Annotated in this window: 22 protein-coding genes; 12 read left to right on the forward strand and 10 right to left on the reverse strand. The window is 61.1% G+C overall.

The genetic code is table 11. The features are described from left to right. Window positions 1–278 precede the first annotated feature (278 nt). The 5 genes from GKC41_RS04550 to GKC41_RS04570 form a co-directional block, all read right to left on the reverse strand. Window positions 279–3,140 carry a hypothetical protein gene (locus GKC41_RS04550; protein ID WP_324612043.1) on the reverse strand — a complete coding sequence of 954 codons (2,862 nt, stop codon included), beginning with the start codon at window positions 3,138–3,140 and terminating at the stop codon, window positions 279–281. Window positions 3,141–3,572: 432 nt separating this feature from the next. Further along, window positions 3,573–6,533 (reverse strand): hypothetical protein, encoded by a 2,961-nt coding sequence (locus GKC41_RS04555; RefSeq protein WP_154313164.1) that lies wholly within the window; start codon window positions 6,531–6,533, stop codon window positions 3,573–3,575. A gap of 173 nt (window positions 6,534–6,706) precedes the next feature. Further along, window positions 6,707–7,393, reverse strand: coding sequence for an RdgB/HAM1 family non-canonical purine NTP pyrophosphatase (gene rdgB / locus GKC41_RS04560; RefSeq protein WP_154313165.1), 687 nt, complete (start codon window positions 7,391–7,393; stop codon window positions 6,707–6,709). 35 nt (window positions 7,394–7,428) lie between these two features. Continuing rightward, on the reverse strand, window positions 7,429–8,193 hold the full coding sequence (gene rph, locus GKC41_RS04565; protein ID WP_045935052.1) for a ribonuclease PH: 765 nt from the start codon (window positions 8,191–8,193) through the stop codon (window positions 7,429–7,431). A gap of 66 nt (window positions 8,194–8,259) precedes the next feature. After that, on the reverse strand, window positions 8,260–8,898 hold the full coding sequence (locus GKC41_RS04570) for a Pr6Pr family membrane protein (RefSeq protein WP_195760166.1): 639 nt from the start codon (window positions 8,896–8,898) through the stop codon (window positions 8,260–8,262). 106 nt (window positions 8,899–9,004) lie between these two features. Between GKC41_RS04570 and GKC41_RS04575 the strand changes: the two genes are divergently transcribed. Together GKC41_RS04575 and GKC41_RS04580 are read left to right on the forward strand one after the other, a co-directional pair. Next, entirely contained in the window at window positions 9,005–10,351 is a 1,347-nt protein-coding gene (locus GKC41_RS04575; RefSeq protein WP_154313167.1) for a nicotinate phosphoribosyltransferase, read from the forward strand. Further along, window positions 10,351–11,370, forward strand: coding sequence for an aldo/keto reductase (locus GKC41_RS04580; protein ID WP_154313168.1), 1,020 nt, complete (start codon window positions 10,351–10,353; stop codon window positions 11,368–11,370). Before GKC41_RS04575 ends, GKC41_RS04580 begins: the two co-directional genes overlap by 1 nt. A gap of 25 nt (window positions 11,371–11,395) precedes the next feature. On the opposite strand, the gene GKC41_RS04585 is transcribed toward GKC41_RS04580, so the two are convergent. After that, entirely contained in the window at window positions 11,396–11,707 is a 312-nt protein-coding gene (locus GKC41_RS04585) for a DUF3039 domain-containing protein (RefSeq protein WP_229281627.1), read from the reverse strand. A gap of 62 nt (window positions 11,708–11,769) precedes the next feature. Between GKC41_RS04585 and coaD the strand changes: the two genes are divergently transcribed. From coaD to GKC41_RS04625, 8 genes are all read left to right on the forward strand, one after another. After that, window positions 11,770–12,282, forward strand: a complete 513-nt coding sequence (coaD, locus tag GKC41_RS04590; protein WP_154313169.1) for a pantetheine-phosphate adenylyltransferase — start codon at window positions 11,770–11,772, stop codon at window positions 12,280–12,282. Continuing rightward, window positions 12,279–12,968 (forward strand): cell division protein, encoded by a 690-nt coding sequence (locus GKC41_RS04595; protein WP_154313170.1) that lies wholly within the window; start codon window positions 12,279–12,281, stop codon window positions 12,966–12,968. The genes coaD and GKC41_RS04595 overlap by 4 nt, the downstream gene beginning before the upstream one ends. Then, window positions 12,965–13,585, forward strand: a complete 621-nt coding sequence (locus tag GKC41_RS04600) for a YceD family protein (RefSeq protein ID WP_154313171.1) — start codon at window positions 12,965–12,967, stop codon at window positions 13,583–13,585. Before GKC41_RS04595 ends, GKC41_RS04600 begins: the two co-directional genes overlap by 4 nt. A 64-nt stretch (window positions 13,586–13,649) precedes the next feature. Then, window positions 13,650–13,844 carry a 50S ribosomal protein L32 gene (gene rpmF, locus GKC41_RS04605; RefSeq protein ID WP_015021378.1) on the forward strand — a complete coding sequence of 65 codons (195 nt, stop codon included), beginning with the start codon at window positions 13,650–13,652 and terminating at the stop codon, window positions 13,842–13,844. Between the two features lie 142 nt (window positions 13,845–13,986). Next, complete coding sequence (gene rnc, locus GKC41_RS04610) at window positions 13,987–14,748, forward strand: ribonuclease III (RefSeq protein ID WP_154313294.1); 762 nt, start codon at window positions 13,987–13,989, stop codon at window positions 14,746–14,748. Between the two features lie 217 nt (window positions 14,749–14,965). Continuing rightward, window positions 14,966–16,906: an acetolactate synthase large subunit gene (locus tag GKC41_RS04615; RefSeq protein ID WP_154313172.1), complete on the forward strand. Its 1,941-nt coding sequence runs from the start codon at window positions 14,966–14,968 to the stop codon at window positions 16,904–16,906. Window positions 16,907–16,920: 14 nt separating this feature from the next. Continuing rightward, window positions 16,921–17,475 (forward strand): acetolactate synthase small subunit, encoded by a 555-nt coding sequence (ilvN, locus tag GKC41_RS04620; protein ID WP_154313173.1) that lies wholly within the window; start codon window positions 16,921–16,923, stop codon window positions 17,473–17,475. Window positions 17,476–17,518: 43 nt separating this feature from the next. Further along, on the forward strand, window positions 17,519–19,465 hold the full coding sequence (locus GKC41_RS04625; RefSeq protein ID WP_154313174.1) for an ABC-F family ATP-binding cassette domain-containing protein: 1,947 nt from the start codon (window positions 17,519–17,521) through the stop codon (window positions 19,463–19,465). Window positions 19,466–19,467: 2 nt separating this feature from the next. Here GKC41_RS04625 and GKC41_RS04630 read toward each other — a convergent pair whose 3' ends face one another. Continuing rightward, window positions 19,468–20,193, reverse strand: a complete 726-nt coding sequence (locus tag GKC41_RS04630; RefSeq protein ID WP_154313175.1) for a type 1 glutamine amidotransferase — start codon at window positions 20,191–20,193, stop codon at window positions 19,468–19,470. A 91-nt stretch (window positions 20,194–20,284) separates the two neighbouring features. Here GKC41_RS04630 and cysS point away from each other — a divergent pair, with 91 nt between their 5' ends. Both cysS and GKC41_RS04640 read left to right on the forward strand, forming a co-directional pair. Continuing rightward, a complete protein-coding gene (cysS, locus tag GKC41_RS04635) occupies window positions 20,285–21,862 on the forward strand; it encodes a cysteine--tRNA ligase (RefSeq protein WP_154313176.1) in 1,578 nt (525 codons plus the stop codon). Window positions 21,863–21,866: 4 nt separating this feature from the next. Beyond that, window positions 21,867–22,877, forward strand: a complete 1,011-nt coding sequence (locus GKC41_RS04640; protein ID WP_154313177.1) for a LacI family DNA-binding transcriptional regulator — start codon at window positions 21,867–21,869, stop codon at window positions 22,875–22,877. Window positions 22,878–22,879: 2 nt separating this feature from the next. On the opposite strand, the gene GKC41_RS04645 is transcribed toward GKC41_RS04640, so the two are convergent. From GKC41_RS04645 to GKC41_RS04655, 3 genes are all read right to left on the reverse strand, one after another. Beyond that, window positions 22,880–24,004: a glycoside hydrolase family 172 protein gene (locus GKC41_RS04645; protein WP_229281628.1), complete on the reverse strand. Its 1,125-nt coding sequence runs from the start codon at window positions 24,002–24,004 to the stop codon at window positions 22,880–22,882. 99 nt (window positions 24,005–24,103) lie between these two features. After that, window positions 24,104–24,985, reverse strand: a complete 882-nt coding sequence (locus GKC41_RS04650; protein WP_154313179.1) for a carbohydrate ABC transporter permease — start codon at window positions 24,983–24,985, stop codon at window positions 24,104–24,106. A gap of 20 nt (window positions 24,986–25,005) precedes the next feature. Further along, on the reverse strand, window positions 25,006–25,941 hold the full coding sequence (locus tag GKC41_RS04655) for a carbohydrate ABC transporter permease (RefSeq protein ID WP_045935036.1): 936 nt from the start codon (window positions 25,939–25,941) through the stop codon (window positions 25,006–25,008). Between the last annotated feature and the right edge of the window lie 2 nt (window positions 25,942–25,943).

A 25,943-nucleotide genomic window follows, 5' to 3' on the forward strand; every position in this document is an offset into this window, starting at 1 on the left:
GCATATAAATTGTTCTTTGCCTTTTCAAGGCTACAGAAATGAAGGGCAAAATCTGGGATTCAAATCGGGTGTTTTGCGGCGGTTCAAGTTCTCGACCATGCAGGACCAGCACCCAGCTGGTAAGAAGCAATATGTTGTCTTCTTTCAGGCCGGTCCGGATTGGGGCGGATGCTGCTTTGGCAACGGCAACAGCGCGGGGATTTTTTAAAAAGCAGGGCCTGCCCTCATCTGCCAAATTGCTTGCAGGTGGGGACAGGCCCTGCCTTATGCTGCCGGGGTCAGTGGCGGCTTTCCTGCCTGTTCCTCAGGCAGGCCACGAAGCCGACCAGGCCCAACGCCATAAGCGACAGGATTTTGAGCACCGAAAGCGGCCATCCGCCGGTCAGCGGCAAAGCCGAGTTGGAAGGACGGAACTCCAACGCATGCGACACCGAAGCCGACTGATTGCCGCCTTGGAACCCGCCCTTGGGGTCAGCGCTCTCGGCATCATCGGAAAGCACCTGAGCAGTGAACTCCCCCTGATTGACGCCCTCAGGAGGAACCGCCTGCCACAAGCCCTGATCCCCAACAGTCACATCCGTGCCAGTATTGTCAGGCCAAGTCACATGCACCACGGTCCCCTTGGTCTCGGGGACCTTCGTGTCCCCGTCCACATACTTGTAGGCCTTGCCCGCCACCTGGAAGACGTCGTACCGCTCCAAGGTCAGCGTGGTTGGTGTGATGTCGACCTTCCGCTCGATGGACGCAGGGCCCGAACGAATGTTCATCGGGTTGATCATCTCAACCTGAAAGTCATACATCTGAGTCTCATCGCCGCCGTTGTAACCGCTGAATTTGTCGGCAGGGATGTTCAGCGACCACGACCAATTGGAATCCGCCGTCTTGGTCAAGCTAAGCGTCAGGCCCGTCGTGGAATCCGTGACAGCTGACGAAGTATTGACCGCCGCGTCCCTCTGGAAGGTGTTGGCCGGAGTAGTCAGCAGGCTGGTCCAGTCCGAGGCGGTGTTCTGCTTCATGGAAATGGCCATCTTCGAATCGGTCATCCCCAGCTTCCCCGACGACCAGGCCGTATACACAGGAGATGCCACACCCTTGAACGTGACCGCCGAACTCGCCGGCAGACTCCCGTTGACCGTATGAGGCACCGTCACCGAGAACTTGCTCGCATCCGGCACGTTCTCCCCCGAGACGAAATAGGCCGTCCCGACATTCGAGAAGAAGGAGGTCAGACCGAACCCAGAGGTTGTTTCAATCTCCCAGGCATGATAACGCCTGTAGCCGTCATACTTGTTGCCTGGATCCGGCGAAGGATACTGCTTGTTGGTGTCCTGTATCTGCCAGGACCCTCCCTGCTTGCTTTTGGGATCGACCTTGCACTCAACTTCACCAAGCTTGAACCCCCACGTGTCCGCGGTCTTCACCAGGTCCCCGCCGTTCTGGCTCTGCCCGTCACTGATGGGATTGGCGGGATCCTCCCCATAGAGAACAACCTTGTTGGGATGCGCGGCATCTTTGGAGGGCGTGCACTCACCACTGATCACCGGATCAAGCTTCGAGGTATACACGCTCCCCGAAGCATCCAAGCTGCCATCTGCATCATTCTCGATGTTGGTGATCGTCGGATCCTTAGGGCGAGGCACATCATACTTGTAAAAAGCACTATTAATCGTCCAACCAGCAGACAGGTTTCGTTCTATATCCGAACTGTTCATACCGTCACGTATGCCGACCAGACCTTTCCGCTCAGGGTTGTACACTTCAGGACTGACCGTACAAGCGCTGCCATCCCGGTTCGTGGTGACAGGCCAGGTGACCATCTTGAAATAGCCGTCAAGACCCTGCTTTGCCTTGGCCTCCTTGAAATTGATGGAGCCATCAGCCTTCTGGGCAGGCATGGGATTGCCATCCTTGTCAGTGGCAAACATCTCATTGGGATTATCCGGCTGTTTGGGCAAGTTGAAAGCCGAGTACCTACTAGCTTGGACTTCCGCGCCTACCGTGGTAGTCAACGAATTGGGAGACGGCTGCTGGCCTGTCACCAGTACCGGCTTGGGGGTCAGCTCATCAACTGGCACCCACTCGCTATCCTTCAGAGCCACCCACTGGTAATAATACGAATTGGTCTCAGAACAGATGCCATCAGGGTTATAGATAGTGCTGCCACGCACATTCAGCCAGTACGCGAAGAAAGAGCGGGGCGGAGCTACGCCCGGATCAGAACCCGGCATTTTCCCAAGAGTAAGGCTATTGTAATCAGGAAAACCGTAGTCGGTCACCATGCCCCAGTTGGACTGACTGCCTCCATAAAGTAAGGGATTGCCATCCCAGCCAACCCAGGAATACGGGCCGCTGCACTGAAGATCAGCACCCGTGCCCTGGCATGTCTGCATATACAGGGTGAAGTTCTTGCCATCTGCCGTTAAAGTTGAGGTAATGTTGGATACCCTGTCCGGCGCATTAATCATGGTGTCAGGGTTAAAAGTGGCACAGTCATTGATTCCTGCGACCCAATTCCATGAACTACCAGGAACAAGGCAGGATAGCGTCCCTTTCTGCTGTCCAACAACCGCATAGATATTCACCGGCTCGTTGGCACCACCAGGCTGATAATATGACGCATCGGCAGAATTCTTAAGAGCCAGATCACCCTCAATGGAAATGGTCAGATAATCATATAAACCGGAATTGATTATCGTGTGCACGGTGAAGTACTCATCACGGTTTTGTGCCCACTTGTAGGCTCCGGACCAGGGCTGATCCGAGGATGACGCTGAAGCTATGGTGTTCAGATACTTTATCCTGCGATAATATGCTGGATATTCTGAGCCCTTGTACTGATAGGCAAAGGCAAGATTACAACTGCCCCTGGTATCGGCACCACCGGTACTATTGGCGCAGGAAGGGTCGAACTCGTTGTGTTTTACCCGCAGGATGAAATCCATACGCAGCTCATCCTGATAGGAATCAAGCTTGTTGTTGTAGCCCAACATCCTATAGAGCAGCGGCTTCCTGCTGGCCGTCTCGTCCTGCCCATCGATGGCATTGGCCTGACCAGCCGAAAGCGCGCTCAGCCCCAACGGAACAACCATGGCCAGCGTCGCCAGAAGGGTTACCAGAACGGCAATTATCGGACGGCTCACGTGCTGTGAACCCTTGTTATTCTGTTCTTGCAAACGCCTCAATACAATACCCCCCAAACCACAATGAAATCATGCTCCAGACCAGGTAGAACAGATCAACTCCGCTTTTGACTTATCCCCAATTAAGACAACTGCACATAGAGCACAACAATGCATCTTCATTTTTCCATTACGACTTCAAAGCGTACAGAGGTAGAAGGCGTGATCCGGGATTAGGATAGGGTGTTTTGTGGCCGTCCACGGTCTTGGACCCGGCAGGCCCAGCAACCTAGCTGACGAGAAGCTCTACATTGTCTTTTGCCAGGCCAGTCTGAGTTATGGGCGGATGCTGCTTTGGCAGCGACGCAGGAATTTTTTTAAAAAAAACAGGGCCTGTCCTCATCTCCATGGAATTGGAAGGATGAGGGCAGGCCCTATCTAATGTTGCCGGGGTCAGTGCCTACTTTCCTGCCTGTTCCTCAGGCAGGCCACGAAGCCGACCAGGCCCAACGCTATAAGCGACAGGATTTTGAGCACCGAAAGCGGCCATCCACCGGTCAAAGGCAAAGCCGAGTTGGAAGGACGGAACTCCAGCTCATGCGACACCGGGGCCGACTGGTTTCCACCCTGGAACCTGCCTTGCGCGTCAGGGCCTTCAGCGTCATCTGAGAGCACCTGAGCAGAGAACTCACCCTGATTGATGCCCTCAGGAGGAACCGCCTGCCATGAACCATTGTCTCCAACAACGACATCCGCACTGCTATTGCCGGGCCAGGTTATATGGACCACGGTCCCCTTGGTCTCGGGAACCTTCGTATCCCCATTCACATACTTGTAGGCTTTGCCCGCTATCTGGAAGACGTCGTACCGCTCCAAAGTCAACGCCGTGGGCGTCATGTCGACCTTCCGATCTATGGACGCCGGGTCTGAATGAATGTTCATTGGATTGATCATCTCAACCCGGAAGGTATAAGTCTGCGTTTCGTCGTCGCCGTTGTAGCCGGTGAACCTGCCGGCAGGAATATCCAGCGACCAGGACCAGGTGGAAGCCGCCGTCTTGGTCAGGCTCAGCGCGAGACCTGTCGTGGAATCCGTGACGGAAGGCGTGGTGCCGACTGCCGCATCCCTCTGGAAGGTGTTGGCCGGAGTGGTCACCAGGGGCGTCCAACCCGAGGCAGCATTCTGCTTCATCGAAACGACCATCCTCGAATCAGTCATCCCCAACTTCCCCGAGGACCAGGCCGTATACACAGGCGACACCTCACCCTTGAACGTGACCACCGAACCTGCCGGCAGGCTCCCGTTGACCGTATGGGGCACCGCCACCGAGAACTTGGCCGCATCCGGCACGTTCTCGCCCGAGACGAAATAAGCCGTGCCAACATTCGAGAAGTAGGAGGTCAGGCCGAACCCTGACGTGGACTCAACCACCCAGGCGTGATAGCGCCTGTAGCTGTTGTACTTATTGCCGGGATCCGGCGACGGATACTGCTTATTGGTGTCCTGTATCCACCAGGACCCTCCCTGCTTGCTGCCAGTGTCGGTCTCGCAAACAGCTTCCCCCAGCCTGAACCCCCACGTGTCCGAGCTTTTCACCAGGTCATCGCCATTGGTGCCCTGCCCATCCGCAATCGGATTGGTGGGATCCTCTCCATACAGAACAACCGTATTAGGATGCTTGTCATCCTTGGAAGGCGTGCACTCACCACTGATTACCGGGTCAAGCTTGGTCGTATACACGCTCCCAGAAGCATCCAAGCCGGCATCCGCATCATTCTCGATCTTCGTGATCGTCGGATCATCAGGACGCGGCACATTATACTTATAAAAAGCAGTATCAATCGTCCAACCCGCAGAGAGATTCGTATCCTTTTGCGCGGCGGACATGTTATCGTCAATCCCCACAAGACCAGCGCTCTTGGGGCTATACACCTCAGGGCTGACGGCTGTACATTCCGTGCCATCAGAATTCCTGGTGTCAGGCCAGGTCACCAGCTTGAAATAGCCGTCAAGATCCTGCTTCTCCTTGGCCTCCTTGAAATCAATCCCGCCATCAGCCTTCTGAGCAGGCATAGGATTGCCATCCTTATCAGTCGCAAAAAGCACGTTGGTGGTATTCGCATACTTTGGGTCGGTCGGATTGACGTTATAAGCGCCATTGGTATTGACCATGCCCTGCAGTCCGTAGGTGGTAGTCAAAGTGTTGGGACTCGGCTGCTGGCCTGTCACCAGGACCGGCTCAGGAGTCAGTTCCTTAACAGGCACCCACTGGCTGTCCTTAAGAGCCACCCACTGATAGTAATAGGAACTGGTCTCAGAACATATGCCATTGGTTTTGTTGCCTGGACCACGCAAGTTCATCCAATACACGAAGAAAGACCGTGCCGGAGCCGTGCCCGGGGCTGTGGCATTTATTTTTCCAACCGTACCATCGCTATAAGCCGGAAAACCATAATCGGTCACCATACCCCAATTAGCCTGATGGTTTCGATAGAGATATGGGTTGCTGTCCCACCCAACCCAGGAATATGGGCCGCTGCATTTCAGGTCGTCTCCTCCGCTACCCAAGCAGTCACCCATATACACTTTCATCTGTTTATCCTTCGATAAACTCGCGGTGATATTTGAATATCTATCCTGAGCCTGTAAATCACTCATGGAGGCTGGATCGAAAGTTGAGCAGGTTTCGGTACCCCATGCCCACGAAGAACTACCGCAAGACAGGGCGGTATTCTGATCACCAACGATAGCAAAGACATTCAAGGGCTCAGGGTGACCACCAGCCACGAACTTTGCGGGATCTTTAGACTTATCCGCAATGTTCATGTCGCCTTCGATGGATATGGTCAAGTAGTCGTATAAACCCGAATTGATTACCTTATGAACAGTAAAGCGCTGCAGATGATTATCAGCCCACGCTGTAGCTCCATCATATGCATACCCAGTTTTGTTATTTTCAAGATAATCATCTGGAGTTATAGTGTTTATATACTTTACACGATGATAATCTGCAGGGTTATCAGAACCAACATACTGATATACAAAAGATAAATTGCAATTTGACTTACCACCGGTGTCTGCCTTACCAAGGTCGACACAATCCGGCTTGAACTCGTTGTGTTTTACCCGCAGGATGAAGTCCATGCGCAGCTCATCCTGATAGGTATCGATCCTGTCGTTGAAGGCCATCATCCTATAGAGCAGGGGCTTCCTGCTCGCCGTTTCATCCTGTTCATCGATGGCATTGGCCTGAGTGGCCGAAAGAGCGCTCAACCCAAGCGGAACAACCATGGCCAGCGTCGCCAGAAGGGTTATCAGAATGGCGATGATCGAACGGTTCATATGCAGTGATCCCTTATTGTTCCGTTCTTGCAATCGCTTCAATACGAAACCCCCAAATCCCGATGGAATCATCTGATAGAACAGATCGGCTCTGTTTTTAAGTTGTCCCCAATACCGCAGACTGTATCATAGAGATAAAAAAATCGCACCTTCGCGTTTCCTTGCATGCTCAAGTGCGACCGGCACTCAGAACATGATCGTTGATGTTTCGCGACCGTTCACCGTACGGAATCTATATGGATTTATCAGCCTTTAAGGTGGCCGCCGCCCAGCACCCAGTTGACGAGAATCGGCATGATGGCCGCCAGGGCCTTGCCCCTGTGCGAAATGGCGTTCTTTTCATCCGCGGTCATTTCCGCCGAAGTCAGCGGCTGCTGGCCGCTGGCGCGCCGAGGCTGATCAAGGGGCACGAAGATCGGGTCGTAGCCGAACCCGTTTTCCCCTCGTACCTGGCGGATGATGCTTCCGGGCATCTCGCCGACCCTGGTCACCTGAGACCCCCGGACGGCATACCCCGGCACATCCGGAACGACCAGGGCGGCAGCACAGACAAACCGCCCTCCTCTGTGATCGTCGGGAATGTCGTTCAGCTGGTTCAGCAAGAGCTCCAAGTTGGCCTGGTCATCACCGTGGCGGCCGCTCCACCGTGCCGAAAGGATTCCCGGGGCAGCGCCCATCACATCAACGACCAGCCCCGAGTCGTCCGCCAGCGCGGGCAGACCTGACTCCCGAGCGGCCTGCCCAGCCTTGAGAAGTGCATTCTCCTGAAAAGTGGTGCCCGTCTCTACCGGATCGGGCAGGCCCAACTGGCCGGCCGAAACCAGCTCGATCCTCTGACCCTCATCGGCCAGGAAACCGCCGAGGATGCGACGAAGCTCACTGAGTTTGCCCTCGTTGTGCGTGGCCACAACCACTTTTCTGGCCTGCCCCATACCGATCCTCCTCGCTGAAATTCCCGCTCCGGGCGTCAGTCAGATGCCAGAGCCTTGCGCTGAGCGGCCTGAAGCTCCTTGTTCCCCTTGGATGCCAGGTCCAGCAAGAGGCCGAGCTCCTGACGGCTGAAGGGGCGATGCTCCGCCGTCCCCTGTATCTCGATGAAATCGCCGGCTCCGGTCATCGACACGTTCATATCGGTCATGGCCCTGCTGTCCTCCAGATAAGGAAGGTCGAGCATGGGCTTGCCATCGATGATGCCCACCGAGACGGCCGAGACGCAATCCTTGGTCACCTTGTCGGCACTGCGGATGTGATGGTGGTCCTGGGCCCATCGGAGGGCATCGACCATGGCCACATAGGCGCCGGTGACCGAGGCCGTACGGGTGCCGCCGTCGGCCTGAAGCACATCGCAGTCAAGCTGGATCTGATTCTCGCCCAGGGCCTTCATATCCACCACACCGCGCAAGCAACGGCCTATCAGCCGGCTGATCTCCTGGGTGCGGCCACCGACCTTTCCCCGGACCGATTCTCGCGCAGTCCGGTCGCTGGTGGCCCTGGGAAGCATGGCGTACTCGGCAGTGACCCAGCCCAGGCCGGAGTCCTTGCGCCAACGAGGCAGCGTCGGCGTGAAGGAGGCCGTGCACATGACCCGGGTCTTGCCGCACTCGATCAGCACCGATCCCTCGGGGGCCTCCGTCCAATGCCTGGTGATGACGACCGGTCGCAACTCATCAGCCGCCCTGCCGTCAGGCCGCAGTACGGCACCCTCCTGGAGCATGTCCTTGATAGCAACCATCAGTGATGATCCTTTCCCGTTCCGCCCAGGCTCCCCTGGTCTGGTCCTTATTATTCCGTCAGCCGTCTACTGATCAATGGTCAGCGGTGTCTTGGCCGGCAGAATGCGATCGATCAGGAAGATGACCAGTGACAGGGCGAAGAAGACGACCAGGTACTCAGCCAGATTGACCACAAGCTGGGCCCAGCCCAGATGTCCGAGGTCCAAGAAGGCATAGGGATAAGGGTTGCCGTCCGGCTGCGGTCCCGAATGAGGCCAGATGGCGGCCCTGATCAGCACAAAGGCTACATAGAAGGGGAAATAGATCAGCCAAGTCAGCACATTGTGCCAGCGGAAGCGACGATGAGGGTCGAACAAGAGGAAGTCCACCGTTGCCATGATTGGGCTGATGACGTGAATCATCCATGTGGTCCTGATGCCCAGGACCAGTTTGTAGTCCGTGCTGTTCAGCCCCAGGACCAGGATGGCCACCAGCCCGGTGATGACGATGTAGAGCGTCAGGCAGCCCTTGAGCCAGGAGGGGGGCTGGATGCCCTTGAGCAGGGTGGCCGCTCCAGCCCATAGCATGACCAGACCCAGGGCGATATTGGTCTGGAAGGTAAAATAGACCCACTTATTGCCGATCCCAAGCAGCCAGGCTTCGAAGGTGCCGCCCAGGCAGAAAAAGGCGATCAGCAATCGGTAGATGCCCACGACGAATCTCATGCGGACCAGCTTAGCCCGACCTTGCGAGGACAGGGCGAGCCAGTAGGTCGGCAGAGGATTAGACTGGGGGCCAACCAAGGGCTTTTCCACCCACAAAGGGGAAGATATGAACGCCGAAAACAGTAGTAGGGTCACCGGAACCTCTACGGCTCTGATGACCGACATGTATGAATACACCATGCTGGATGCCGCCCTGCAGGACGGGACGGCCGGGCGACGATCCGTCTTCGAGGTCTACACCCGACACCTGCCGGCGGGGCGCCGCTACGGAGTGGTGGCCGGCACCGGACGGATTCTGGATGCGCTGGCGGATTTCCACCCCAGCGAGGATGAACTTCGCTTCCTGTCCGACCGCCACATCGTCAGCCCGACCACCATCGACTGGCTGGAGCACTTCCGCTTCACAGGAACCATCCGCGGCTACAGGGAGGGCGAGATATTCTTCCCCGACTCCCCCATCCTGCAGGTCGAAGGCGGCTTCGGCGAGTGCACCCTGCTGGAAACCCTGATCCTGTCCATACTCAACTACGACTCCGCCGTGGCCTCGGCCGCCTCCCGTATGGTCACCGCGGCCAAGGGCAGGCCCTGCATGGACATGGGTGCGCGCCGGGCCAACGAATATGCGGCCGTGGCGGCGGCCAGAGCGGCCATAGTCGGCGGATTCCAAGGGACCTCAAACCTACTGGCGGCCAAGCGATACGGCTTCAAGGCCATTGGAACCGCAGCCCACTCCTTCACCCTCCTGCATGACAACGAGCGCGAGGCCTTCCAGGGGCAGATCCAGGCCTTGGGCAAGGGGACCACCCTGCTGACCGACACCTACTCCATCGAGGAGGCCGTCAGGACGGCCGTCGAGGTGGCCGGACCTAAGCTGGGCGGGGTCCGCATCGACTCCGGAGACCTGGGCTCGCTGGCCCAGCAGGTCCGCGCCCAGCTGGACTCCCTGGGAGCCACCAAGGCCACCATCACCGTCACCAACGATCTGGATGAATACGCCATCGCCTCCCTGCAGGACGCCCCGGTGGACTCCTACGGGGTGGGCACCATGCTGGTCACCGGTTCGGGGGCCCCCACCTGCGCCATGGTCTACAAACTGACCGAGCGCGAGAACTCTTCCGGAGTCATGCAGGCCGTAGCCAAAAAGTCGGTGGGAAAGGCCTCGGTGCCGGGACGCAAGCTGGCCTACCGCTCCTACCACAACGGGGTGGCCGACGCCGAGCACGTCATCTCGGGTGCTGAGGATGCGCTGGCAGCCTTTACGCCTGAACAGGACTGGCGGGATCTGCTGGTCACCTATGTGGACCATGGCCAGAGCATGCCGGAGTTCCAGGGCGGGCAGGCGGTCCTGGATGCCCGGGAGCATCGGGCCAAGGCCCTTGAGGAGTTGCCCATCAACGCCCTGAGTCTGATGAAGGGTGAGCCGGTCCTGCCCACCCTGGTGAGGAGCATCTGATGAACACGCAGTCCGAAACCTACCAGCCCGACCCGAGCCGGTACGATGCCACAACCTACCGGCCCTGCGGCGACAGCGGCCTGAAACTGCCGCCCATCTGCCTGGGCTGCTGGCACAACTTCGGCGACACCACACCACTGGACCGTATGCAGGAGCTGTGCACGACGGCCTTCGACCACGGCATCACCCACTTTGACCTGGCCGACAACTACGGCCCTGAACCGGGCGCCGCCGAGCGCAACATGGGGATCATCCTGCGGCGATGCTTCAGCCACCATCGCCAGGAGCTGGTCATCTCCACCAAGGCCGGTTATGAAATGTGGCCCGGCCCTTACGGAAACCTCGGCTCACGCAAGCATCTGCTGTCCGGACTGGACCAGAGCCTGAAACGGCTGGGTCTTGACTATGTGGACATCTTCTATCACCACCGCCCCGACCCGGATACGCCTCTCGAAGAAACCATGGGCGCCCTGGCCCAGGCGGTCACCAGCGGCAAGGCCCTCTACCTGGGACTGTCCAACTACGACGGGCCGACCATGGCACGGGCTGCGGCCATCCTGACCGAGATGCACGTCCCCTTCGTCATCAACCAGAACCGCTATTCCATCTTCGACAGAACCATCGAGGACAACGGTCTCAAAGAGGCGGTGATGAAAGAGAAGAAAGGGCTGATCACCTTCAGCCCGCTGGCCCAGGGGCTGCTGACCGACCGCTACCTGCACGGGATTCCCGAGGACAGCCGGATTCGGGCCGACGGCCGCTTCCTCAAGGAGTCCGCGCTGACCCCCCAGCGGCTGAAGCAGATTCAGGATCTGAACGAGCTGGCCCGCCAACGCGGCCAGAGTCTGGCAGAAATGGCTCTGGCCTGGCTGCTCAGGGACCCTGCTGTCACCTCAGTGCTCATCGGCGCCTCCAAACCGGAGCAGATCCTGGACAATCTCAAGGCCGTCCAGTCGGCCGATTTCAGCCAGGAAGAGCTGGAGATGATCGACCGTATCGCCTTGGGCAAGCGGTCCTGAAGCAGCCTGGACCACTCAGTGGCGCTCAGTGGCCGCCGCCGGTCATCTGCTCGTAGATGCGCTTGCAGTCCGGGCAGACCGGGTATTGGGAGGGGTCATGCTTGGGCACCCAGACCTTGCCGCAGAGGGCCACAACAGGCCGGCCGGTCAGCTTGGACTCGGCGATGCGCTCACGGGAGACGTAGTGGGCGAACCGGTCGGCATCACCCTGGTCGTTCAGCCGGGTCTTCTCAGCGGTCTCGGTGTCCGGACGGTCCAGAACGGACGTGCCAGTGCCCTGGTCGGGGTTCTGCTCCCGCTCCGGATCCTCCATGCGAATGCTCTTGCTTGCAGTCATGACATCCATGGTACGGCGGTGAGCTACACGTTCGCTCCCTATGACGCGCTACGCTGAGAATCATGACTATCGCTGTATGCCCTGGCTCATACGATCCGGTCACCTCCGGCCACATGGATGTGATCGAACGCTGCGCCTGCTTCTTCGAGACGGTCCACGTGGTTGTGGCCGTCAACGCCGCCAAGACCCCCATGTTCAGCGAGCAGGAGCGGGTGGCCATGATCCGCCAGGCCCTGGACGAGGACGGGTACCCGAACATCACCGTAGCCTCCACCGATGGCCTGATCACCGACTACTGCCGTAAGGTAGGCGCATCGGTCATCGTCAAGGGACTGAGGCAGAACGGGGACTATGAGGCCGAGCTGGGCATGGCCCTGGTCAATCGCAAGCTGTCCGGGGTGGAGACGCTCTTCCTGCCAGCCGATCCGGTGAGGGAGCACATCTCCAGCACCATCGTCAAGGACGTGGCCAGACATGGCGGGGACATCACCGGCATGGTCCCCGACAGCGTCGTGGACGCACTGATAGGCACATTGCACAGGGACACACCGCACACGGAAAAGAGTCAAAGATGAACGAGCAGACCCAGGAAAGGGACGATGGCGAGCCTATCGACGACTCGACCAGAGCCAGCGCTCCCAAGCCCGCAGTCGACATGAAGGACCTGCCCGACCTGCAGGAGGATCGAAGCGAGAGCGGGAACCCCCGATCGGAATTCACCACCGTCTATGACATCATCGACCGGATCCAGGCCATGCTGGATGAGGCCAAGGCCCCGCTTTTCAGCCCGGGACTGGTCAAGGTGGACAGAGACGAGCTGGCCGACGACCTCAACGAGCTCAAGAAAATGCTGCCGGTGCAACTGGAGCGGGCCTCGGCGCTCATGAGGGAGGCGGAGCGTCGGCTGAACACGGCGCAGACCCAGGCCAACGCCACCGTATCCGACGCCCAGAGCCGGGCTGCAGACATCGTCAAGGAGGCCGGCGAGCAGGCCCGCTTCCTGGCCGGCCAGGAGAATGTAGTGGCCATAGCCCGACAGAAGGCCCAGACCATCATCGACACGGCCCAGGCCCAGGCAGACCGTCTGGTCCAGGGGGCCGATGGGTATGCCGCCCAGGTCATGGGCGAGCTTGACACCCAGCTGGGCAAGATGAGCCAGGATGTACGTGCCGGCCTGGAGGTTCTCCACCAGCGTGAGCAGGAGGCAGCGCGTAGCATGAACGCGTCAGTCTCGGACCAGGGAAAGGAGACGCAGGGATGAGCAGACCGGAGGATTCCCCCTGGGCGGTGTCAGTGGCCCAGGTGTCGACGCGGGCAGGACAGAGCACCCGGGTGGACCGCGATTTTCCAGCCCCGGAAGGCATTGGCGACCAGGTGGTAGGCATCCCGGCAGGAACACCCGTGCATGTGAAGGGCGACATCGACTCGCTGGTGGACGGACTTTTATTGCAGGCCCACATCAGCGTGCCCCTGAAGACCGAATGCACCCGCTGCCTCAGGCCTGTGGATACCAGCATCCAGGACGATCCGGTGGTCTTCTTCCCCTACAAGGAGCCCGAGCCGGAGCCGACCCATGGCAAGGAGGAGATCCTGGCCGAACAGGAAGAGGCCAGCGGCCAGACCTATCCTCTGGCCAGCGGGGGCGCCTTCATGGATCTGGAGGCCCTGTTGCGCGACACACTGGTGGAAGCCCTCCCCCTGCAGCCCCTGTGCCGACCCGACTGCCGGGGCCTGTGCCCCCAGTGTGGCATGGACCTGAATGACCATCCCGATCACCACCACGAGATAATGGACGACCGCTGGGCTGCCCTTGAGGGACTCAAGCAGCGTCTGGAGCAGGAGGAGAACCCCGGCAGCGACGGCCGAACTGGCGAATGACCGGAGGTTGCGGTAGACTGCTCTACGCTTAAGCTCGAAGTATTCGATCGAAACAGAGGACAATATGGCACTGCCAAAGTACAAGACCTCGCGCGCCAACACCCATTCGCGGCGCGCCAACTGGAAGACCCAGGCCGCCGCTACGGTGACCTGCCCCAACTGCGGAGCTCCTGCGTTGCCGCACATGGCATGCCCCAGCTGCGGCATGTACCGTGGGCGCGTCTACCGCGACGCCATTCGTTCGCAGTTCAGCAAGTGAGCCGATAAGCGTTCGACACGCAATGAGAGAACCCCGGCCATCGACGGGTGGCAGGGGTTTTTCCATATCATCGGACGGCAAAGCCGAGAAAGCGAGGTGGGCCATGCAGACAGGGCACTCCAGGAAGGATCAGGAAGACCATATGCGGCAGGAGGAACAGGGGCAGGCGGATCCCGGCAACCAGGCGGCTGAGGAGCTCTTCCAGGCCTTGGGCGGCAGAATCAGCCCGGAGCTGCTGGTACACGCCCTGACCCATCGCTCCTTCGCCCATGAGCACCCGGGCATGCCCAACAACGAACGGCTGGAGTTCCTGGGTGATGCGGTTCTGGAACTGGTAGCCACCGAGACCCTATACAAGGTTCATCCGGACATGACCGAGGGCCAGCTGGCCAAGATGCGTGCCAAGGCGGTCTCCGAGGAGGCCCTGTCGGCCATCGGCCGGCAAAAGCTGCACCTGGGGCAGTATATTCTTCTGGGGCGGGGAGAGAGCGAGAACGGCGGGGCCGACAAGGACTCCATACTCTGCGACACCGTCGAATCGCTGATCGGGTCGGTCTTCGTGGAGCACGGCATCGAGGGGGCCAGGACCACAGTCCATACCCTTCTTGACGATACCCTGGCCGAGGTGGCCACCGAGGGGCCGGCACTGGATTGGAAGACCTCGATCACCGTCAAGGCCCACAAGCTGGGCTTGGGCGAACCCCGGTACGCCATGGCGGTCTCCGGGCCGGAATACGCCCAGGTCTTCACCGCCGAGCTGCGCCTGGAGGACGGCGGGACCGTGATCGGCAAGGGCCGGGCCAGCAGCAAGCGGAAGGCCCAGCTGGCTGCTGCCGCCCAGGGGTGGAAGCGGCTGGACGACCAGGATCTGCTTGCGACCCTGCGCGCCGAGCAATCAGCCTGAAGTTCCTGTCGGAATTCCGGTATGCGGTACTGCGCCAACGCCCCGACCAGACCCCTGTTTAGACTATGGGCATAACCCGGAGACACGCCGTCACGAACGGCACAGGTGCCTCCTCCTGATCGGGATTCGTCCGCCCACCCCGCCGACGCTCCGACAGGTTCGTATTTCGACATGCACGGCCGCAGGTCGGCGCGCAGTCTGGAGGTCGAGAGGAAACATGAGTCTGCCGACACCTCTGCAAGCATTCAGCTCGGTACCCAAGAACTGGGACCACGACGACAAGGCTGTCCCCGCCCAAGGCGAGCCCATGACGGGAGCCCAGGCGCTGATTCGGTCCCTGGAGGATCTGGGGGTCACCCAGGTCTTCGGTGTTCCAGGAGGGGCCATTCTGCCCGCCTACGACGCCATCGACGAGCAGGTGCGCTTCAACTTCACACTGACCCGCCACGAGCAGGCCGCCGGCCATGCGGCCGAGGGCTACGCCGTCTCCACGGGCAAGGTCGGAGTCTGCCTGGTGACCTCCGGCCCCGGGGCCACCAACATGGTCACCCCCATAGCCGATGCCATGATGGACTCGGTTCCCCTGGTGGTGGTGACCGGTCAGGTGGGTGTGGACTCCATCGGCACCGACGCCTTCCAGGAGGCCGACATCGTGGGCATCACCTACCCGGTGGCCAAACACTCCTATCTGGTGACCAAGGCCCAGGACATCCCCCGGGTCATGACCGAGGCCTACCACATCGCCCGTTCGGGAAGGCCCGGCCCGGTGGTGGTGGACCTGAGCAAGACGGCCCAGAACGGCAAAATGCTTTACTCCTGGCCCCAGGAGATGATCCTGCCCGGCTACAACCCGGTGACGCGGGCCCACGGGCACGTCCTGGACGATGCCGCCCGGCTCCTGGTCCAGTCACACAGGCCCGTTCTCTATGTGGGCGGCGGCGCAGTCCGGTCCGACGCGCGTCGGCAGGTCCAGGAACTCGTGCGAGCCACAGGTGCCCCCATGGTCACCACCCTGCCTGCGCGGGGCATCGTACCCGACTCCGATCCAGCAGTTCTGGGAATGCCCGGCATGCACGGCACGGTGGCCGCCAACGGGGCCATCCAGCACTCCGACCTGCTGGTGGCCGTGGGCACACGCTTCGACGACAGGGTGACCGGCAGCCTGGAGGACTTCGCACCGGTGGCCCGGGTCATCCACATCGACATCGACCCGGCTGAGATCGGCAAGAACCGGCAGGCGGACGTACCCATAGTCGGGGACGTGGGCCAGGTGTTGGACGATCTGATCCCGGCCCTCAAAGCGGCCCAGCGCACCTGGGGCAAGCCCGACCTCAAGCCCTGGTGGCGGCTGATCGACGGCTGGCGGCACGACTACCCAACCACCTTTGAGCCCAGCCCGGACGGCACCCTGGCCCCCCAGTGGGTGGTACAGACCCTGAGCAACAAGGCCGATCCGGATACCATCTGGGTATCCGGCGTGGGTCAGCACCAGATGTGGGCCAGCCAGTTCATCGACTTCGAGCGCACCCGTTCCTGGGTCTCCTCCTGCGGGCTGGGAACCATGGGCTACGGTCTGCCCGCCGCCATCGGCACCGCAATCGGCACCAGGGAAGAGGAAGATCCGCGGCCCGTCTGGCTGATCGACGGGGACGGATCCTTCCAGATGACCTCCGAGGAGCTGGCCACGGCCGGGCAGGCGGGACTGCCCATCCGCATCGCCATACTCAACAACTCGGTCTACGGCATGGTCCGTCAGTGGCAGACCCTCTTCTATGGCAGCCACTACTCCCAGACCAACCTGGAGGACGGCGGCGCCAGGCCCACAGACGGCAACGGCATCCCCGACTTCGTCAAGCTGGCCGAGGCCTATGGCTGCCTGGGACTGCGGGCCTATACCCAGGAGCAGGCCCTGGAGGCCATCGATAAGGCCAACGCGGTGACCGACCGGCCGGTCCTGATCGACTTCCGCGTCTGGAAGGATGCCATGGTATGGCCCATGGTCCCGGCAGGCGCTTCCAACGACACCATCATCTACAAGCCGGGAGTGCAGCCCCTGGCCGGTATCCGTCCGGAGCAGGAACAGCCCGAGCCGCGCGAGCAGACCGGAGCCGACCGTGCAGCCATGGCCAGCGATGCCGCCGGTCGGATGAACAAGTAGGAAAGGGGCACCACATGGCCAATTATCCAGCATCCAAGCCCGGTTCCGAACGGCACACCCTTTCCGTCCTGGTCGAGAACCGCCCCGGCGTCCTGGCCAGGGTGGCCGGCCTGTTCGCCCGGCGCGCCTTCAACATCAACTCCCTGTCCGTCTCGTCCACTGAGCGGGACGACATCTCCCGGATCACAGTCACTGCAGACGTGGAGGCCGTCCCCCTGGAGCAGATCATCAAGCAGCTCAACAAGCTCCTGCACGTGCTCAAGATCGTCGAGCTCAAGGGCGACGAGGCCGTGGAACGCGAGCTGGTCATGATCAAGGTCAAAGCCAACGAACGCAACCGCTCCGACGTGCTGGAGATCGTCCAACTCTTCCGCGTGCGCGTGGTCGATGTCCACCCCGAGTCCCTGACCATCGAAGCCACCGGAGCCGAGGGCAAACTGGAGGCCCTGCTGCGGCTGCTGCGGCCCTTCGGCATCATCGAGCTGGTCCGGTCGGGCGCCGTAGCCGTCACCCGGGGACCCCGGGCCCTGAGTGAGAAGGTGCTGGGTTCCCAGATCACCGATCGCTGATTCCCGGGACTTCCATCCAAGGCTGGCGGTAGATTGGGGAATCATGCCCATCTATGATCTCGGTCTGGAACACGTCGCTCTGTCATTCGCCACCAAAACCATCTTTACGGATGTGACTCAGGGGATTTTCGAGGGCGATCGGATCGGCATCGTGGGCCGAAACGGCGACGGCAAGTCCACCCTGCTGCATTTGCTGAGGGGCACCCAGGAACCGGATCGGGGCCGGGTGACCATGCGCAATGGACTCACCTTCGGCATGCTGGACCAGCGTGACCCCCTGAAAGACGAGGACACGGTCCGCAAGGCGGCCTTGGAGAATCGACAAGACTATGAATGGGCTGCCGACCCCAGATCCCGCGAGATCGTCGAGTCCCTCCTGGGCGGTATGGAGCTGGAAGCCAAGGTGGGCACCCTGTCCGGCGGTCAGCGCCGCAGGGTGGACTTGGCACGGCTGCTCCTCCGGGATTGGGACATCCTGGCCCTGGATGAGCCGACCAATCATCTGGACCTGCTCACCATCCACTGGCTGGCGGAGCACCTGAAGAACCGCTGGGCCAGGAATTCCGGAGCCCTCCTGCTGGTCACCCACGACCGCTGGTTCCTGGACGAGGTCTGCACCTCCATGTGGGAGGTGCATGACGGAACCATCGACCCCTTCGAGGGCGGCTACAGCGCCTACATGCTCCAGCGGGTCGAGCGCGAGCGCCAGGCGGATCTGGCCGAGACCAAGCGCCGCAACCTGGCCCGCAAGGAACTGGCTTGGCTGACCCGGGGCGCCCGGGCCCGCTCGACCAAGCAGAAGTTCCACGTCAAGGCCGCGCAGGAGCTGATCGCCGATGTACCCCCCATGCGCAACAGCCTGGAGCTCAAGCGGATGGCCACCTCCCGTCTGGGCAAGCAGGTGGTGGATCTGGTCGACGTGACCAAAATCTATCCGGAGGCCGATTCCGATGACGATGGAAACGGGAACCACCGGGTCCCCTCCCCTCATGCCGAGCGCCCTCTGATGGGCTCGGTGACCGTGGCTGTTGATCCCGGCAAGGACCGCCCGGGCACTGCAGCGGCCGACACCCTGACCATCAGCGGACGCAAGGTCCTGGACGACGTGACCTGGCTGATCGGCCCTGGCGACCGGTTCGGCATCGTAGGCGCCAACGGGGCCGGCAAGTCCACCCTGCTGGGTCTGATCGACGGCAGTGTGTCCCCCACGGCAGGGCACGTCAAGGTGGGCAAGACGGTCCGCTTTGCAGTGCTGACCCAGCGTCTGGATGAATTGGAGAAACTGGGCCGCTATCGCATCAAGGAGGTCCTCAGCCGCTATAAGCCCACCTATTTGGTTGAGGGCAAGGAGGTGTCCCCGAGCCAGCTGATGGAGCGCCTGGGCTTTGAAAGCTCCCAGTTGATGACCAGGATCGGCGACCTGTCTGGCGGACAGAAGCGCCGCATGCAGCTCCTGCTCATCCTGCTGGACGAGCCCAACGTACTGATCATGGACGAGCCAGGCAACGATCTGGATACCGACATGCTGGCCGTCATGGAGGACATGCTGGACTCATGGCCGGGCACCCTGATCGTAGTCTCCCACGATCGCTACCTGCTGGAGCGGGTGACCGACCAGCAGTTCGCGCTGATCGACGGCAAGGTGGTTCATCTGCCCGGCGGGGTCCAGGACTACCTGGATATGGTCGATTCGGCCGATCGGGAGGCTGCGGATGCACCGGACCGGGCATCAGCCAAGGAGGCCGGGAATCCCAATCAGGCCAAGGCCGAACGTGTCGCCAGGCGAAATCTGAGCAAGCAGGCCTCTGCCATCGAACGCAAGCTGGCCAAGCTGGCCGATCAGCGCAAGGATCTTGAACGACAGATGGCCGAGCACGACCCCGGCGACTACCAGGGTCTTAACGAGCTCAACAGCAAGCTCAAGGATCTGACCGGGCAGTCGGACCAGCTGGAGGAGGAGTGGCTGACCATCGGGGAGGAGCTGGAGTAGCCTCAGGCGGCAGCCAGCTGAGCGGCCTGGGTCGAGCACCGGGCCGCAAAGGCAGAGAAGATTGCGTCGGCCAGGGGTTGCATCTGCGGCAACCCTTTGATGAATTCCTCGCGCATTTTAGCGATCTTGGACTTCTTCATCGTGCCGACCATGCCCGGCACCTGCATCCACTCCTCGAAGATGGGCGCCGTCACCTCCAAGTGGAACTGCAGACCCAGGGCTGACCCAAGCCGAAAAGCCTGAACCTTGGTTGCCTGGGAGCGGGCCAGGAGCTTGGCCCCAGGCGGCAGGGTGACCTGGTCGGCATGCCAGTGCAGCACATCCGTGTTCTTGCTCCACATGGCCACGTCATCGTCCTGCCCCACCCAGCGGATGGGCCCCATGCCGTATTCGGGCTCCTGGTCCCGCATCAGGGTGCCTCCCAGGGCCCGCGCCAGAATCTGATGACCCAGGCAAATCCCCAGAATGGGCTTGTTGGCAGCCATTGCCGCCTTGGCCAGCTTGGTCTCCGCCTTGAGTCCGGGGTGATGCTCATAATCGTCAGCCGACATGGGCCCGCCCATGATGACCAGTCCCGCCAACTCACGCGAGCGCGGCAGCCTGGGCTTCTTCTCGTCCACGATATTGGTGATCTCGGTATCCAGCCCGCACTCCTGGAGGTTGTCGAGAATGCGACCCGGCTTCTCCCAATCAACATGCTGGAGCACCAGAACCCTAGGTTTCGCCATGATTCCATTCTTGCACATGTGCCGTCGGGCCGGGTCCACAGGCTCGGCATTTCCTCTTGGACGGTCAGCAAGCCTTGATAGGCTCAAGGATATGGATACGAGTTCGCAACCGCATGATTCCAAGGCTTCAGTCAGTCTGGCCGCAGCTGGTCTGCGTCTGTATGACACGGCTGATCACCAGGTGACCCCCTTCCGACCCATCGAACCGGGCAAGGTTGGCATCTACGTGTGCGGGGCCACGGTGCAGAGCTCCCCCCACATTGGCCATATCAGGACCACACTGGCCTTCGACGTGATCCGGCGCTGGCTACTCAGGCTGGGATACCGGGTGACCCTGATCAGGAACGTGACTGACATCGACGACAAGATCCTGACCAAGGCCGCGGCCAACGGCCAGCGCTGGTGGGAGCGGGCCTACATCTACGAGCGCGAATTCACCCATGCCTATGAGACCATGGGGGTTCTGCCACCCACTTACGAACCCAGGGCCACCGGACACATCCCCGAGATGATCGACCTCATACAGCGCATTATCGACCATGGCCACGCCTATGTGGTGCCGGACGAGCAGGGCCGTCCATCAGGCAACGTCTACTTCGATGTGGCCTCCTGGCCTGAGTATGGTGCCCTGACCCACCAGCAGACCGGCACACAGCCGACCGACGAACAAGCCGCCGCCAACGACCGGCTGGGACCCAGCATCGACACCGATGAGCAGACTGCCGACACCGATGAGGAGCCCGGCAAGCACGACCCCCGCGACTTTGCACTTTGGAAGGCGCCCAAGCCCACCGATCCGCCCACGGCTCGCTGGCAAACACCCTTTGGCACAGGTCGGCCGGGCTGGCATCTGGAATGCTCGGCCATGAGCCACCGCTATCTGGGTGCGGAGTTCGACATCCACGGAGGTGGCCTGGACCTGCGATTCCCCCACCACGAGAACGAGATGGCCCAGTCGCACGCGGCCGGCTGGGGATTCGCCCATCGCTGGATGCACACGGCCTGGGTGACCCAGAAGGGCGAGAAGATGAGCAAGTCCCTGGGCAACGGGCTGTCCGTGGACCAGGTCCTGTCGCAGCATCCGGCCTGGGTGGTGCGCTACGCCCTGGTCTCTGTGCAGTACCGATCCATGCTGGAATGGTCCGACCAGTCCCTGCAGGAGGCCCAGGGCGCCTACGAACGCATCAGCAACTTCGTGGACCGGGCCGGACGAATCCTGGGAGCACAGCCCGAGCGTGACCTAGTGGCTGGACTGGGCGCGGACGATCTGCCAGAAGACTTTGTGCAGGCCATGAATGACGACATCAACGTCTCCGGCGGTCTGGCTGCCCTCTATGCGCTGATCCGTCAAGCCAACGCGGCAATGGATGCCGATTCTGAAACGCCGGACCGGAAGTGGCTGGCCAATACCCTGCTCCAGGTCAGAGCAATGCTGGATGTCTTCGGACTTGATCCACTCGACCCCCACTGGGCCAGGGCCGCAGCCGACCGTGACGATCGGGCCATGGACACCCTGGATGCCTTGGTAGGCCAACAGTTGCAGGAACGCGAACAGGCGCGAAAGGATCATGACTTCGCCCGTGCCGATGCCATCCGGGACCAGCTGACGGCGGCCGGCGTGGCCGTTGCGGACACACCCGCTGGCAGTACCTGGGATCTGAGCCGCTGAACCCATGTCCGACATACGCGACGTCGCCAGAAGGGCCGGGGTCTCGGTCAGCACAGTATCTTATGCCTTCTCCGGCAAGCGCCCCGTTTCTCCGGAAACCTACCAGCGGATCATGCGGGCCGCCGACGAACTGGACTACGCCCCGGATGCCGGCGCCCGGATGCTGCGGGCCAAGCGCAACCAGATCGTCGCCCTGAGCGCCCCCCTGCGCCCCGGACAGAACCGGGCCTCCTACGCGGATTACTTCATCGAAATGGCCAGCTGCGAGCATGCTCGCGGTTACGACTCCCTGCTGTTGACCGCTGAGAATGGTGTTGAAGATATTCGGCGGGTCACCCGTAGCAATCTGGCTGACGGGGTGGTCCTGATGGATCTGGTGGACGATGACATCCGTGCCGCCCAGGCCGCCTCATACGGACGCCCCTGCGTGGCCCTGGGAGTGCCTCGGCAGCACGCGGCCTGCGCCTGTGTGGATTTGGACTTTGATCTGATGGGCCGCATGGCGGTGGAAGCCATGGCCCGAGCGGGACGCAAACGCCTGCTCTTTCTGGAGGATCTGGAAGGCGAATACCGGCGCGGGTCCGGCTTCCGTCTTATCCTGCTACGCAGTCTCAAGACCTGGGCCCACCGCCTGGGCATGGATCTGCAGCTTCAACCGGGGCCTACCGGCAGCGATCTGGCCTACACCCAGCAGGTGCTGGACGTCATCCATCACGGCCGCATCGATGGCCTGATTGGTCAGATTCGCCCCTCCCTGCTGGACACCGTGGTGGTCCGCATGCGCTCGGACGGCGTGAGCATTCCCGATGACGTGGCCGTTCTGTCCTGCGCCGCAGGCAAGGTCAGCCCTACCCTTGAGCTTCAAGGCATATCCGAGATGCCCCTTACACCACGCTCACTGTGCGCCAAGGCCGCGGATCTGCTGACCCAGGCTGTGGAGGAGGGGGTTTCCCTGGCCGGTCGGGTCCAACTGGAGCGTCCCAGGCTGATCGACCGCTCCTCCATCAGCCGATAGACTCAACGGGGCCGACGATCCCGCTCCCCTGTCTCCAGCACATCTTCCGGGAAGGTCTGGTGGGGCTCCTGCTGGTACCAGTAGGCCACGCTGGCCAGGTCGTCCTGACGCTCGAAGTAGCCCTGCTCGTCTACGCCGATCTGTTGCAGGGTCACCTTGATGTCGCTGCTGAAAATAATGGGGTCGGGGATGTGCCAACGGTAGAACCCCCTGGTCACCGGAGTATCGGCATCCCAGTACTGGGATGCGCGGTTGTCCAACTGCCTGGAATGGAAGGGAAATCCCATATAGGCCCCGCTGTAGGTGACCTCGTGCATGCGGCCATCGGGGTCCTGCCCGGCAAAGCTCCAGGCACCACCGAAGTAGTCCTCGCTGCCCGTGGAGCACCAGGTGGGATAGTCCTTGTCCCCGTCCAGATAGACCTTGACCTCACCCTCGCCCCACCAGCGGCTCTCCAGAGCTGTCAGAGCCAGATAGGTGCCCACGTAGGAGCCCCGGCCATGCACCCCATCCAGAATCACGTAGTCCTGACCCAGTTCGGTGACCCGCTGACGGCGCCACTGGGCATGGAAGGTCATGACCTCTTCGGGCAACTCGTCCTTCTCCACGTAGTCGATCTGGTAGAAGAAGGCCTCAATGGGCTCGTTGTGCCGGTTGCGCAGGACGATCCGTGCCCCGTCATGGAAGGGCATGGGCCAGTAGCAGTTGAAGCCCCGGCGCGGGTAGACGGCCACAGGCACGGATTCCACCCGGCAGGCCTGGGCGTGGCCACAGCAGAAGAAGTCACCCAGGGGCACACAGACTGAGGGTGTCTGTTCGCCATCCCAGTAGCATTCCAGGATCAGGTTGCGCAGGACGTTGGGCCCGGTGGGCGAGGTGGCATCGGTCACGGTCATCCAGATATGACGGATCTCGCCCGCGCCGGACAGGTCTGCCAGGACCATGTCCTGACCGGGAGGAATGTTCCTGAGACAGGGGGTCCCCTTTCTGGATGGACCGAGATTGCTTGCCGTCATGGCTGCACTGCCCTTGCCTCCACGAGGGTTCTCGGCGTTGATGCAGCGGGTGCGGTCTGCGGATGGGCGGGTCAGCGCCTCAAGACCGTTGGTGATGTTCGGCATGGTCATACCCATGGTTGTGATTGCCTTTCATATCCGGGCCGCCCGCTCCCCTCCTCCGCCTTCTCGTAGCGGGCGACCATGTTCAGTGTACTTATGCGGCGGCGATTACTTGACAGCGCCCGCCACTATCCCCTGCGAGAGCTTCCTCTGGAAGAAGATAAAGAAGATGATGGTGGGGATGATGCTGAGCAGGGAGGCGGAGGCCAGGTCGGTGGCAGCCATGGTGTGCTGCCCCTGCATGGTCGCCAGGGCCAGCGGGATGGTCTGCGTCTTCTCACTCATCAGGAAGGCCATGGGGATCATGTACTCGTTCCAGGTCCAGATGAAGAAGAAGACGAAGAGGACGCTGATGGTCGACCAGGACACCGGCAGCACGATCTTGCGCAGAATCTGCCAGCGCGAGGCCCCGTCGACAGTGGCCGCCTCCAGGATGGCTTGGGGGAAGGTCCCGTAGACCGAGGAGAGCAGGTAGGTGCCGTAGGCGCTCTGGATGATGGTGAAGATGATGATGATGGACCACTGGGAGTTATAGAAGCCCATCCACTTGAACATGACGTAGAGCGGGTAGAGCAGGGCCTCTTGTGGAACCATGTTGGCCAGCATGATGAACAGGAGGATGACCGTGTTGCCCTTGACCCTGCCGATGCCCAGGGCGAAGGAGTTGAGGACCGAGAGCAGGACCCCGACCACCGCAACCACCAGGGAAATCAGCAGGGAGTTGCCCAGCTTGAGCGGGAAATTGCTCTTGTTCCAGAAGGAGATGATACCGTCCATGCTGAAGTGGGCGGGCACGGACAAGGGGCCCGTGGCGTTGTAGTCTGCCGTGGTCTTGAATGCGTTCAGGACCAGGATCAGCAGGGGGAAGAGCATGATTACGGCTCCTGCAATCAGCAGGACCAGACCGACCCAGTTCCCCCAGGTGCGGATTCTATGGGCGTGCCGGGAGGACACCCGGGCGTCGGCTTGCAGTGTGGCTTGATTATTCATGATGTGCTTCCTAGCCTTCCTCAGGCGATGCTCTTTTGCACGCGCTTCTGCACGATGGTGAAGACGATGGAGAAGATGACGATGACCACGGTCAGGGATGTCGAGATGGCGGCGCCGTAGCCCACCTGCTGCACCTGGAAGAACTGGTTGTAGGAGTAGTAGGAGGGAACCATGGTGGAGGTGCCGGGCCCGCCCTTGGTCAGCAGATAGACCGGGGCGAAGGTCTTCAGGGCGCCGATGGTGGAGGTGAGGATGACCACCAGCAGCTCGGGGATGATGGAGGGCAGGGTGATGACGCGGAACTTCTGCCACCAGTTGGCCCCGTCCAGGCTGGCCGCCTCGTAGAGCTCGGGGTCCACCCGCTGCAGTCCGGACATGAAGATGACGATGGGATAGCCCAGCTGGATCCAGATCAGGATGACCATGAGGATGGGAAGGGCCGTGGTGGTCGAACCCAGCCAGTTGTGGGCCAGGCCACCCAGGCCGATCTTGGCCAGCAGGTCGTTGACCGCACCGTCTTCAGGCCGGAAGATCCAGCCCATGATGATGGTGGCCACGGCCACAGGCAGAACCTGGGGCAGGTAGTAGAGGGCCCGTAGGGTCGAGGAGGTGTGCGGGCCGAACTTCTTCTGGATCACGTCGGTCAGGGCCGATGAGATCAGCAGGCCCAGAACCGTGGGAATGATGACGATGGCCACGATGATCCAGAGGGTGTGCCCGAAGGAGACCCAGAAGGTCGAGTCGCCCATGAGCCGTCGCCAGTTGCGCAGACCCACCCATTTGGTCGGCCCCACCCCCCTCCAGCGGGTGAAGCTCAGGTAGATGTTCCAGAAGATGGGCACGATGACGATGGCCACGATGCCTATCAGACCGGGAATCAGATAAGGGACGAACCGAGAGGGCGCACTGCCCGGGATGCGGGACTGCGCCTTCTTCCTGCTATGTGTGTCAGACATGC

It is taken from the genome of Bifidobacterium asteroides (assembly GCF_009683175.1).
Taxonomy (GTDB): domain Bacteria; phylum Actinomycetota; class Actinomycetes; order Actinomycetales; family Bifidobacteriaceae; genus Bombiscardovia; species Bombiscardovia asteroides_H.

Bases quoted from the DNA above. Each gene is read 5' to 3' on its own strand.
- GKC41_RS04650 (WP_154313179.1), bottom strand. From the start codon at position 24,985: ATGAATAATCAAGCCACACTGCAAGCCGACGCCCGGGTGTCCTCCCGG.
- ilvN (WP_154313173.1), top strand. From the start codon at position 16,921: ATGGCCAATTATCCAGCATCCAAGCCCGGTTCCGAACGGCACACCCTT.
- GKC41_RS04640 (WP_154313177.1), top strand. From the start codon at position 21,867: ATGTCCGACATACGCGACGTCGCCAGAAGGGCCGGGGTCTCGGTCAGC.
- GKC41_RS04570 (WP_195760166.1), bottom strand. From the start codon at position 8,898: ATGAGATTCGTCGTGGGCATCTACCGATTGCTGATCGCCTTTTTCTGC.
- rph (WP_045935052.1), bottom strand. From the start codon at position 8,193: ATGGTTGCTATCAAGGACATGCTCCAGGAGGGTGCCGTACTGCGGCCT.
- GKC41_RS04630 (WP_154313175.1), bottom strand. From the start codon at position 20,193: ATGGCGAAACCTAGGGTTCTGGTGCTCCAGCATGTTGATTGGGAGAAG.
- GKC41_RS04555 (WP_154313164.1), bottom strand. From the start codon at position 6,533: ATGATTCCATCGGGATTTGGGGGTTTCGTATTGAAGCGATTGCAAGAA.
- rpmF (WP_015021378.1), top strand. From the start codon at position 13,650: ATGGCACTGCCAAAGTACAAGACCTCGCGCGCCAACACCCATTCGCGG.
- GKC41_RS04625 (WP_154313174.1), top strand. From the start codon at position 17,519: ATGCCCATCTATGATCTCGGTCTGGAACACGTCGCTCTGTCATTCGCC.
- rdgB (WP_154313165.1), bottom strand. From the start codon at position 7,393: ATGGGGCAGGCCAGAAAAGTGGTTGTGGCCACGCACAACGAGGGCAAA.
- rnc (WP_154313294.1), top strand. From the start codon at position 13,987: ATGCGGCAGGAGGAACAGGGGCAGGCGGATCCCGGCAACCAGGCGGCT.
- GKC41_RS04615 (WP_154313172.1), top strand. From the start codon at position 14,966: ATGAGTCTGCCGACACCTCTGCAAGCATTCAGCTCGGTACCCAAGAAC.
- GKC41_RS04655 (WP_045935036.1), bottom strand. From the start codon at position 25,941: ATGTCTGACACACATAGCAGGAAGAAGGCGCAGTCCCGCATCCCGGGC.
- GKC41_RS04585 (WP_229281627.1), bottom strand. From the start codon at position 11,707: ATGACTGCAAGCAAGAGCATTCGCATGGAGGATCCGGAGCGGGAGCAG.
- GKC41_RS04645 (WP_229281628.1), bottom strand. From the start codon at position 24,004: ATGACCATGCCGAACATCACCAACGGTCTTGAGGCGCTGACCCGCCCA.
- GKC41_RS04595 (WP_154313170.1), top strand. From the start codon at position 12,279: ATGAACGAGCAGACCCAGGAAAGGGACGATGGCGAGCCTATCGACGAC.
- GKC41_RS04600 (WP_154313171.1), top strand. From the start codon at position 12,965: ATGAGCAGACCGGAGGATTCCCCCTGGGCGGTGTCAGTGGCCCAGGTG.
- GKC41_RS04580 (WP_154313168.1), top strand. From the start codon at position 10,351: ATGAACACGCAGTCCGAAACCTACCAGCCCGACCCGAGCCGGTACGAT.
- coaD (WP_154313169.1), top strand. From the start codon at position 11,770: ATGACTATCGCTGTATGCCCTGGCTCATACGATCCGGTCACCTCCGGC.
- GKC41_RS04575 (WP_154313167.1), top strand. From the start codon at position 9,005: ATGAACGCCGAAAACAGTAGTAGGGTCACCGGAACCTCTACGGCTCTG.
- cysS (WP_154313176.1), top strand. From the start codon at position 20,285: ATGGATACGAGTTCGCAACCGCATGATTCCAAGGCTTCAGTCAGTCTG.